Origin of the sequence: Shewanella xiamenensis (assembly GCF_014647135.1) — a bacterium.
Taxonomy (GTDB): domain Bacteria; phylum Pseudomonadota; class Gammaproteobacteria; order Enterobacterales; family Shewanellaceae; genus Shewanella; species Shewanella xiamenensis.
In genome coordinates this window covers 51,489-63,494 of sequence record NZ_BMOP01000022.1, presented here as the reverse complement: position 1 = coordinate 63,494, position 12,006 = coordinate 51,489, and the positions used below count along the sequence as shown (strand labels likewise).

General features: G+C 44.9%; 7 protein-coding genes. All 7 read right to left on the bottom strand.

The window, feature by feature from the left end; genetic code table 11:
* Positions 1-296 precede the first annotated feature (296 nt).
* Positions 297-3,491 (bottom strand): hypothetical protein, encoded by a 3,195-nt coding sequence (locus IEY09_RS16125; RefSeq protein WP_188871865.1) that lies wholly within the window; start codon positions 3,489-3,491, stop codon positions 297-299.
* 664 nt (positions 3,492-4,155) lie between these two features.
* Positions 4,156-4,785, bottom strand: a complete 630-nt coding sequence (locus IEY09_RS16120; RefSeq protein WP_188871863.1) for a flavin reductase family protein — start codon at positions 4,783-4,785, stop codon at positions 4,156-4,158.
* Positions 4,786-4,930: 145 nt separating this feature from the next.
* Positions 4,931-7,063 (bottom strand): M13 family metallopeptidase, encoded by a 2,133-nt coding sequence (locus IEY09_RS16115; protein ID WP_188871861.1) that lies wholly within the window; start codon positions 7,061-7,063, stop codon positions 4,931-4,933.
* 231 nt (positions 7,064-7,294) lie between these two features.
* A complete protein-coding gene (locus IEY09_RS16110; RefSeq protein ID WP_037413903.1) occupies positions 7,295-8,578 on the bottom strand; it encodes a winged helix-turn-helix domain-containing protein in 1,284 nt (427 codons plus the stop codon).
* Positions 8,579-8,792: 214 nt separating this feature from the next.
* Positions 8,793-9,689, bottom strand: a complete 897-nt coding sequence (locus tag IEY09_RS16105) for an ABC transporter permease (RefSeq protein ID WP_037413901.1) — start codon at positions 9,687-9,689, stop codon at positions 8,793-8,795.
* Positions 9,686-10,732 (bottom strand): ABC transporter ATP-binding protein, encoded by a 1,047-nt coding sequence (locus tag IEY09_RS16100; protein ID WP_188871859.1) that lies wholly within the window; start codon positions 10,730-10,732, stop codon positions 9,686-9,688. Before IEY09_RS16100 ends, IEY09_RS16105 begins: the two co-directional genes overlap by 4 nt.
* Complete coding sequence (nosD, locus tag IEY09_RS16095; RefSeq protein ID WP_188871857.1) at positions 10,729-12,003, bottom strand: nitrous oxide reductase family maturation protein NosD; 1,275 nt, start codon at positions 12,001-12,003, stop codon at positions 10,729-10,731. The genes IEY09_RS16100 and nosD overlap by 4 nt, the downstream gene beginning before the upstream one ends.
* Between the last annotated feature and the right edge of the window lie 3 nt (positions 12,004-12,006).

Below are 12,006 nucleotides of genomic sequence, written 5' to 3'. Positions count from 1 at the left end.
ATCACGCTTGCAGGAACATACGGGAACTGCTTGGCATGGTATGGCATTTTATGGGAACCGTTTCCCCATTTCCTGGCAGTGGGCATGGCACGGCGAAAATGTAGCAGTATTCGGATCAGCTATTTAGAGGGAATTACTATTGTTCCCCTCTTAGTCGACTCTTGATTAAAAATCAGGGTTGAAGCCCCACGACTTTGACTTTGACTTTGACTTTGATCTTGACTCTGATTTAAAAGCAAAAAAGAGTTATGCCAGTCCTATCTTTTGGTAGCACAAGATAAGAAAACGACGTCGTCCTAAAACTTTATTTTGCGAAAGTAAAAAAACTCTCTCAAAAACAAGAGCAGCAACAATGCCGATAAAAAAGCAATATCAACCCCGCCACCTCCTCCACTTGAATCTTCTGTCGTCGGAGGCTCAGACGGAACGATCGGAGGAGGCTTAGTTCCACCATCATTAACATTGGCATCCACTATATTTAAAGAAAATGTCTGACTGACACGATTAATACCATCATCTACGATGATAGTTATAGGATTGCTTGCCTTTGCATTATTAGGAATTACTCCTTTAATATTTCCATCAGCGGTAACACTCATCCAGTTTGGTTTATCTTCCAAGCTAAATGTCAACTTATCAAAATCTGAATCAATAGCTCTCACTGGAATATAAAAATGATCCCCAGCCGCATAATATAATGTCAAATTCATATCTACATTTGGAGGGGAATTCGCCCAGTCACATTGATCATAAAATGCACAAGCAGGATTTATCAAAATGAACTCATCAAGAAAACCAGGAGCACTACCATTATACATAACACGGCCGGATGAAAATTTAGGAGTAGATATATCAGAACGGGAGGAATCAGGAAAAGTATCTAACAGCTTTACTTCCAATGTTTCATTGTCAAAAATAAAAAACTCATTTTGACTGCCAGAGTCAAATTGAGTAGAAGCGCGACGATGATATCCATAAATATATCTTCCATCAATATTATACTGGCCTTTAATTAGTGATAGCTGATGAGTTACTCCATCGTTTAGATATATCTCACCAAAACTCCCAGCCTTGATGTAATAGACCTTATATTCATCCATGGGACTTAGTTGCTCAGACCAAAATAAAACTGTTTCACCAACAAAGGCCAAATTCTGAATGCCATATGGGAATGGTATCAGGGTTGCATCATAGACTAAATCAATATTACCAGTCATCACATTCAGTGAATACAGCATACTATTCGCAAAGTAATAATATTTACCATCATATTTATTGAATGCCATGTTGCGACTAAGATCGACAAACGGTGATTTATCTTCTGGTATAATAGCTAAACTTCCGTCTTTGCAATCTAACAAGGATAATTTAAATCTATAACTCTCGTCAGTATAAGATATTAAAACTTTACCAAGCTCTTTCGAACTGAATTCTATATAAGCAACAGACTCACTAGAAAACAGTTCACTGCCTTGCTGAGAAATAAGCCTAACATGTTGGTTATGATCTATATACTTTGCAAAAAGTGTTGAAGTTCCACACTGATATTGCGGCTCGACAAAAGCACCAGCCTTAAAGTCATAAAAACCTACCGACGCTTTAAGATATTTACCATCAACCACAGGATTAACATCAATAACAGAGTTAATATTTAAATATAAAAATTCATTCGCCAGCCTTATTTTATCTACTGGCACAGTATTCTCTTGATTAAGTCTAAAAAGTAAAGACTCATCATTGATATCAATTTTTACATAGTAATAATTTCCATCACTAATAACTCCATTAAAATAAAAACCACACTCAACTCTACATATAACAGGGAAGTCAATGTAAGTAAGTTCTCCTCGAAAATTTATATGTCCAATTTTATTATTTATTCCATTCTTAAAAATCCATCCATTTGATACCGGAAAGTAATTATATTCAGAGGTATCACTTTTACCATCGCGATAATATCTTGAATCTAGTCTAATCAAATTAATCTTATCAGTAAAACTGTACATACCAAAAAATGGGAAATAACCAATTGAAATTACATTGCCATTGATCTCGTAAAATTGAGCTAGATCTTCTGTCTTATCGATAAGAACGAAACCTGCAGGCCGTCCATATTGATCAAAATTATTCGAGTTTCCAGAAACCTTTGTCAACTTAAGATTATATAAATTGAGTTTATAGGTTGAAGTGCGCCATTTCGCTGAATCAACCATTGGTGAATTGAAGTCCACTAAATTAAACATAAAGTTTGAATCTGAAACGTATAAAGATTCAAATGTTCTATAATCAGACTCGAAAATAAATCTTGATTTTTCTGTTCTAGGATCGAAAATCAGTATGTTGTTTTTTTCAAAACGAGTTCCATAGGAGCTATAATCCCCTTTCTGCCATTGATCAACTACAGCTATCAATTCACCTGCAGAATTAAAGCCGATGAAATCAGAATAGACATAGCTATTTTTATTATAGTTTATGATTTTTTCTATTTTTTTACTTTGTTTTCCAATAACAACTACGCAAGAATTTTTCTTAAATGTCCTTGATTCCATCAAATCATTTTCATCATCACTCGATATATAATAGCTATGTTCATTCTCAAAGATATTAGAAAAAGCGAAGAATGTAACCATATCTAATTTTTCAGCACCACAGGCAATGTCTCCATTAAGGCTGAGAATATTTTCAATACCATCATCTGTCAGTTTTGAAAAAACAATATCAGAACCAATTTCACTCAAAAAGAACATCGAATTTTCATTGTAGTTATAGGTTACATTGCGCTTCAATCTATCAGGACTTTGAATCTTCTTCATACTCACTTCATGAGTATTCTCTATAGTTCCATCGGTCACAACTGAGCCTATAAATCCTTTTGCAGAGATTTGATCACCTCTTTGCTCTGTAATACTATAACGACCTATTCTCATAATACCATATGTGCTATTAACGCCAGAATAGATTACAGTATCCTCCCCTGAAATTTGTCGTTTAACGATTTCATTAACGTTTTGATGTACGATTCCATCAGCATCGACTCTTATTATATTATTAACTGATATAATCCTAGTAGATTTAACAAATTCATCAGTAAATATTTTCTTCGTATTGACAATTGTACCATCAGTCTCAAAAAGACCTTTCTCTGCCGTAAATACAGCCTTATTTTTCCCTATTCTTCTTAAACCATTAATTAATCCTGTAGTATTTGAAGTACTAAGTTTTTTGACATTTTTATCTAAATTAGAATAAGAGTATAATTCTCTACTCCCATTAGCATCAACAGCTGTAAAAACTAATCTATCACCTAGAATTAGTGCCTTTTCCTCAAAATCAGTAGGATTAACACTTGGAATCACGAATTCACTGTCAGAATCTAGATATGATAGCTTATCAAATGTTGGATTTGTATTTACTACTTTATAGCCCACAGCGATACTTGTCATACTGGTTAGCAGACCACAAATGGCTACTACAAAAATTGTTATCCTCATATCCTTTCATCCTTGAGAAAAATCGCAAACATTTACCAAACCAAAAACGCACAATTAAGCAACAAGCTATAATAACTTACCTCATATGAGTATGGAAGAAACATATGTTGTTCAAATTCAACCTAAAAAAGACAGGACAGGCACAGATCTTTGGAAAAGATTGGACAGGCAGAACTCTTTTGAGATTAGCCGCTAACACCGAAATCTCAGGAGTTCACCTCCCCCTGCGAAGTTGTCAAAATACGCAGATAGCTCTTAGTTGTTTGAGTGGAACCGTGGCGGCATCATGGATGATGGCGCAGGCTCGGGGGGACAGGGATGTCCCATCTGAGCCGTTAGGCGATTTTTATTGGAGTATGAGACAGGTAACCAATGCATGTAACTTCACTAGGGTGAGTGCTGCAACGCAGCTATACGAACGAGAGCCATGGACGGCGAACTGGCAGTTAAACATGGACGTTGTTCGGCGAGGACTCTTGTTAACGAAGGGGCAAGAGGGAATTGCTGTTGCTCCCTCCTTGGTCGACTCTTTATAAAAAATCAGGGGGTGAAGCCCCACGACGTTGATTTAGCTTTTAATTACTAATGTATAAACCTTTAACACCACAACCATAAACCAACTCGGGGTTAAACACCCACAGCCCTGCGACACCTCAGCAGCCCCTTACACTTGTGGTCTATGTAAATCAAACCGTAACGCTTCCGAAATCCCATAGTAGGCCGATGGGCCGCCGGCGCGCAGCACGGGTTCGGCGAGGGCGGTTTGATACACGCCATCACTATTGAGTAAATGCTTGGCGATATGCACAGCAACCACTTCACCTAGCACCAGCCAAGTATCAATCTTGTCACCATTGGCGGCTGTTAATTGAATAGATTGAGAAAGCTTACACTCAAAATTCACTGGGCTTTCGGCCACCAGCTCGGCTTGAACAATAGTGCCAGCCTTAGGAGTCAGTCCGGCAAAGGCAAACTCATCTTCACCGCGGGGCAACATGGCGGAGGTTTGATTCATTTTCTCGGCGAGACTGCGGGTAGTGAGGTTCCACACAAACTCCCCTGTCTCGACGATATTAGCAACACTGTCTTTCCAGCCCGTACTAGCGAAGCCAATGATCGGTGGTTTGTAGTTGAAACAATTAAAAAAACTATAGGGCGCAAGATTGCGTTGTCCCTGTGCATTGCGGGAGGAGATCCAACCTATGGGCCTGGGGGCTATAATGGCATTTAAGGGATCGTGCGATAACCCATGTCCCTTACTCGGCTCGTAAAAATAGCGGTTTTCTACACTCATGCCTCATCCCTTAATCACAATGTAAATACTAAAGCATCATCTTACAGGACTTCGGCGAACCGCTAAATATTCTAATAGCTGAATAGCGCAAAGTATAAGGGGAACAATATGTTCCCGTTAGTTGATGCTGTTTAAGACGATGAACTTACCAGATCTTCACACGATCCTCTGGCGCTAAGTACAGCTTATCGCCGGGCTTCACATCGAATGCGGTGTACCAGGCATCTAAGTTACGCACGGTCAGCGCGCGGTACATGCCAGGGGCATGACCATCGGTCGCCACGCGGGCACGCAAAGCTTCGTCACGCATCTTGGTTGCCCAAGTCTGGGCGAAGCCGATAAAGAAGCGTTGGTCGCCGGTAAAGCCATCGATAACCGGCGCGGGTTTGCCATTAAGTGAAGCATGGTAAGCATCGAGTGCGGCCGCTAAGCCCGCCACGTCGGCAATGTTTTCACCTAAGGTCAGCTTGCCGTTTACATGCAAATCTGGGAATGGCGCATAGGCATCAAACTGTTTCGCCAGTGCCTCACCTTGTTTGGCAAACTGAGCAAAGTCCGCTGGCGTCCACCAGTTACGCATTGCGCCCGTCGAGTCGAAGGCGGCACCATTATTATCGAAGCTATGGCTGATCTCATGGCCAATCACAGCGCCAATCGCGCCATAGTTATAGGCGGCATCGGCCTTCGCATCGAAGAATGGCGGCTGTAAAATCCCCGCGGGGAAGTTAAGCGCGTTTTGCACTGGCAAGTTTACTGCGTTGACGACTTGCGGCGTCATCCACCATTCACCTTTATCCATAGGTTTGCCGATTTTGGCGAGTTGATGGGCATATTCCACCTTCTCACCATTGATGGCATTGGCGTAGGCATTGGTTGGCGATACGGCATAGGCATCGTAATTGCGCCATTTATCAGGGTAACCCACGCCAACGGCGATGGTCGCGACCTTAGCTAAGGCTTCCTGCTTGGTTGAAGGGTCCATCCACTCGAGTTTTTCGACCCGCTTACCAAAGGCACTGACGATGTTATCCACCATAGTGCTAACTTCGGCCTTGGCCGAGGCCGGGAAATAATGCTCGGCGTAGGCGCGGCCCACGGCATCACCAAGGTACTCATCCAAGGCACTCAATGCGCGTTTATCGCGGCTGCGCTGCTCGGGTGTGCCCGACAGTTTAGTGCCGTTAAAGGCAAAAGAAGCGTTATCGATAGCCGATGGCAATACATCGGCGTGGCTGTTGATATGGTGGAACACCAGCCAGTCTTTCCACGCATCCAACGGCTCAGAGGCCACCAACGCCGACAGCCCAGTAATGGCACTGGCGTGGTAAGCGGCAAATCTATCTTGCTTGCCAAGCTGGGCGGCATCCAAAAAGGCTGTCCAGTCGATGCCAGGGGCTTTAGCGTCAAAGTCGGAGCGGCTCCACACACCCGATGCCTTAGTGAAATCTTCACTGTCTTCACGGCTGGCGTGGGCGCTAGCGATCTTGTGTTCGAGAGCAAAAATACGATCTGCACGGCTAGCAGCATCGCTGATGCCCGCATCGGTCAACAGGGTTTCGATATAAGCGCGGTAAGCGGTGCGGATCTCGACCATTTTAGGATCGTCCGACAGATAGTATTCGCGCTCGGGTAAACCTAAACCGCCTTGCAGCAGGTAAGGCAGTACTTCACCCGGTGTCGCCAAACCTTGGGTGACGAAAATACCAAAGAGGTTTTCAGTGAAAAAGTCGGTGGCATTGAGCGGGTCCACATCGGCGCGCAGGTTAGCACCAAGCGCCGCCGATAAAGCCTGTTTATCCGCAATGGCTTGATAACGGGCTAAATCGGCTTCCATTGGCTTCATGCCCGCCGCATCGATTGCCGCGGTGTTAGTGTACGCCTTGTAGAAATCGGCAATGCGCGCATCATCGCTGCCAGCGGGGTGTTCGGCCTTAACTAAGTCGGCTATCAGGCTGGTTTTATGCTTTTCCGTCTCTTGGAAAGCCACTAAAAAAGCGCCTGTGCCTGAACGATCGGCGGGGATCTCTGTGGTTTTCATCCACTCGCCATTGGCGTAGGTATAAAAGTCATCACCGGGTTTCACCTTGGGCGACATGGCCGCGAGGTTAATGCCGATTGGCGTGGCGGGTTGGCTGGCAGCAGGCGCTGCGCTGGTTTGTACTTTTGCAGCATTATCGCTGGCGGCAGCGGCGGTTTCCTTGGTGTTATCACCACAGGCAGTTAACCCTGTCAGCACTGTCGTCGACAGTAATATGGCGGGGATCAGGCGGTCCGACATATGAGACTCCTTCCGTTGTTATTCTTGTATTTTTGGTATTTTGGCTATTTAAATGCTTTCCAGCATGGCGAGGCAGTGTAACTGGCGATATGGTGGGATGTAAAAGAAACTCACACTTTATGATAGAAAGTTAATGCAAAGTCTTTAATACACTCTATCTCTTGGCAAGCGGATGCTTCTAGCAAAAAGCAAAACAGCCGATGGTTATCGGCTGTTTAGATGGTTTTGTGATTAAAGCTTAACTTGAGTGTACTGAGTCCACGCCAGCAACTGCCCCATTTGCGGGACGATCCAAACGGCAGTGTCCTTATTTTGATAAACCCGATAATAGAACAGATCTTCATCGCGAATATCGTGTTTGCGAATCGCACGGTAAAACTGCATGGCCGAATGGCTCACCTCATCGGGTTTAGTCAGCTCTTTTTGTGATACTTTGACATGAAAAACATCCACATTGAGATCACCTATCTGGGTTTGATATTGCTCAAAATCGCCCCGAATGGTGTACTTAATCGGTGTAGTTAAACAGTCCTGATCGGTAATGCATGAGGTGGAGTAAAACTTGCCTCGACTTTGCCCCTCGTACACCAGCGACATGCTGAGATCCGTGCGAACCAGTAACTCACCAGCCACCGGAAAATAAATATCCGCATGGTAGTTATGCTCCAGTAGCTCCCCAACCCCTTTATCATCAACGGGTAAGACTACGCGGTTGTAGCGGATCCGCTCTTCCATCTTTTTACTAAGTGGAATAAATTCCGCCATGCTCAGGCCAGCGGGTTTAGCATCAATCGAAGTGATATTGATGATGCCTTTGCCAGTACAATCCTTGGCATCTAACGCAGGGCATATTGCCATCGAATAGTTTTTACCATCCGTTGACGCAAAGGCACTGAAATAAGGTAAGCCATCGATATGGTTACCTTCTGGTGCTAAATGTTTTTGCCACCACGAGGGGTGTAAATGCTCTTCATCATCGATATACAACACCTGCGCCGTACCTAAGGTGCCACCAATATTCAGGCTGATATATTTATCGGCATTCCATTTCGCGACATGCTTCACCACAGCATGGTGATCGCTCCAGTACCAGATCAAGGTGAGGATCATCCCCAGCATGACGATACCAGCAACCTTAGTCCAAGCAGAGACACCCACAATCGCATCGCGGATAGCATCGGCATCGTTAATCGCCAACATTTTTACATGGGACTGTTCTGAGACATGCAATTGATAACCGCGGCGTGCCACAGTTTTGAGCTGTACCTCGGTATAAGGCTCTAATTTTTTACGTAATGTGCTGATGCATTGAGTCAAAGAGGTTGGTGCGACCACGCGATCTGGCCAGCCTACTTGTAGCAATTCTTCCTTGGTAAAAATGGCATTCGGCGATGACAGCAGCAACACGAGTACGGCGGCTTCTGAAAAAGTCAGGCCGATCTCGGTTCCATGAACATGGTCAACCAGCAGCTTGGCCTGTTCATCTAGCATGAGGTATGAAGTAATTTTATGCATGTTAAGCGCCCAAAACTAAGCCAAAACAATAGACTATGATTGCGCTAACAACGGGCAAACACAGTGAAACTCAGTTTCACCCGAGAGCAACCGTGACTTGTGGCTACCAAATCAAGATGGCTTATTTTACCTTTTAACAACATAAAATACTGTGACTCTACACTCAGTTTACCTATTGTTTTTTAAGCGTAAATTTAAACTAATGCAGGGGTATCTAAACTTCTTGGCGATTAAAAATAACGCAACAAACCAGTAGCAAAACAGTCAACCAGCCCACAAATACACCATACATTAAGGGCAAGCCCATACCCGTTTGGGAAATTAGGGCGAGAGTACTCTTTGCCGATAAGGTATCGGCAGGGTTTGCGAGTAAGTTTAAAGCCCGGAAAAGATCGGTAGGATTGATTAAAATCAATAGGTTAAATAGTTGACGATTGAGTACTTCAGCCATACTGACGAGGGCTGTTAATAGTACCAAATCGTAGACCAACACCAACACAAACCAGAGCAGCAGTAATACACCTAAGGCTTTGGCTTTTTCCCGCACACACAGGCTTACGCAGTAACCTAAGAGTACAAACACTAAGGACAATAAAATTCCGCTACCCATCAGATGAATAAAGCCAATCACTAAGGCCAGCCGTGCGTGTTCGGCTCCAAGGACAAGCAGCAACAAGGCCGTTAAGCCAAATCCTAATAAACAGGCAGTGGCCATTACATAGGCGTGGCCGAGTAATTTGCCACACACCAAGTGCCAACGGGCTAAGGGGTAAGTCAGCAACAACAGTAAGGTGCCCGATTCCCGCTCACCAACAAAGCTATCGTAGCTAAGTAAAATGGCACCCAAGGGTAAAATAAACACCGCGAGCGTGACTAAACCAGAAAAAATTTGCGCGCTCTCAAATACCACTAAACTGCCCGATACTGCGCTGCCCATAAAACTCACACACAGCGAAAGAATCAATAACATACCCGCCATAAGCCATAACCAACGGTTACGCAGATTGTCTTTAAATTCTTTTGCCGCAACGGCTTGAATCAATGTCAGCGCCATAGGAGGACGAAAACTCGACAAGCCTTGCTGCTTTTCTAACTGACAGATTTGGCTCATGCCACTAACTCCGAATTAAGGTTTTCTGTACCAGCAAAGGTGTTGCAACTGGACGCGCTCTGGGGCTGAAGATTCGCCATATAACAATGGAAAATATCCTGTAAACTCGGCGGCACAATAGAAAACTCATGGATCTTCAGGGAGTGTAATTGCTGTATGACCTTGGCTTTTAGCGCATCAGGCACCCTTAAGCACACTCGGTCTGAGGCTGAGGGTTCTAACAGTGAGGCGAACAACGCTTGGCTTAGCAACTGCTGATATTGCAGCGGCGTAAAGTGATGCAATTCAATCAGGCTAGGTAGCGAGGTTGCAGCCCTAAGACTGAGCAAATTCCCTGAGGCAAGCATCTGGCCTTGGCCTAAAATCAGCGCGCTATCCATTTGATCTTGCACTAAACCTAACTCGTGGGTACTGATAATAATCGCGCAGCCTTGGGCCTTAAGTTGCGCCATTTTTTGATACAAAAAGGCCGATGCCAGAGGGTCGAGCCCGACAGTCGGTTCATCCAGCAGCAACACTTTAGGATCAGCAAGCACCGCCTGCGCTAAGCCTAAACGTTGGCGCATCCCCTTGGAAAAGGTGCGCAGCCGTTTATCCTTAGCCGCCATCAGACCAAACTCTTCGAGTAAAAGGCTGACTCGCACAGGGGGGACACCCTTAAGTTTGGCGAAGTAGCTTAAGAGTTCATGCGCCGTCATACTGTCATAAAAGCTTACATTTTCAGGTAAATAGCCCAAAGACAAACTCGCATTTACCCGTTTGGCTTGCACCTCTTGTCCCTGCACAAACAACTGGCCCGCGCTTGGGGATACCAAGCCTAAAATCATTTTGATCAGGGTAGATTTACCGGCACCATTATGGCCAAGCAGCGCCAAAGTTTGGCCTGTAAACACTTCAAAATTAAGATTTTTTACCGCTTCAAACTCTGCATATCGCTTGCTCAATCCCACGGCCTTAACAGCCACTTGCCCTTGGGCGGCAGTTTGCTTTGTCATTAATGTCAGCGCCTGTGGATCGATGGCATTGTTGGTAAAATGGCTCATATTCCATCTCCCTCTGTGGTCAGTCGCATTAAGGGGAAACTATCACTCACACCGCTGACACTCGTTGGCTGAAACTGCCGCTCTACCCAACGCAGCAGCAATACCACCGGGCTTTCCATCAGTAGTTTCGCCTCGGGATAGAGCCAAAATAGCTTGTCTAAATTGTCGTTAGGTCTGTGGGTAACATCCCCCACTCCGTCGCCATTAGCATCCCAGCCGCGGTATTCAGACCAGTAATTGCCCTGCCCCTGATAACTCCACTCCAGCTGCGCCTCGCCGACGTACTTAACTTGGGCCTGATTGGCCAAAATACGATTATGCCAAAGGCGGTTTGCTTCACCGCCCATCGCCATGCTGATCCCAGTATCACTGTGACTAAATTCATTATCTTGAATGCGATTATTCTGCGCGGCGTAGATAAAAATGCCCTTGCCTTCGTTACCGAGTTCTACCGAACCTTGGGGATGCTTCACGTCTGTGGCGATATTCGCCTGAATATGAGAGTCGTTGGTGATATTGAGCAGAATGCCAAAGTCCCGCGCTTGGCTGACGCGATTATGGTGCAGGTAGATTTGTTGTGAATTCATCAATGCGTAGCCGCCGTCGACGCTAATCGCTTGATTGTTTGAGGCTTCATCACCTCGGGTATACATGTAGTGGATGCCGTATTGAAGCTTAGCGAATTGATTATGGTGAATTTTGCTGTCCGTCACCGACTCGAGATATACCCCATCACGGACAAAGATAACATGATTTTGTTGCACATCGGGCGCGGTCACATGCTTAAGGAAAATCCCATCGCCTCGGTCTAATACATAGATAGCGCCATTGCCACTGATGCTATTTTCAAGAATACGGGGCGCAGCAAGTTGTTCGCCATAAATCCCAAAGCCATCCCCCACTAGCCGATTGCCCTTGATAAGCACCTCGTCTGCCCCGGGCTGCAATAAAATGCCTGCATCGTGATAATAAAGATCCCGCCCCCAATGGCGGATATTGAGTCCTTCGACAATCACTTTGGGTGCAGTAATGGTGAGGGCGCTGCCTTGGCGTAAGGCATCGAGGGTCGCGCCCGCTTCGGCTTTAATATGAATGGAGCGGGTGACACTGAAATTACCTTCATACACTGCGGTATCAAGTACGAGTGTGTCACCGTCCTGCGCCTGCGCCAATGCGTGGGTTAAAGAGGCAGTATCTTTAACCCTTAACTCCTGCGTCACACCGATAAAGGATAAGGTGCAGAGCCAACAGAGGAGCAATAAACGCAGCATGAT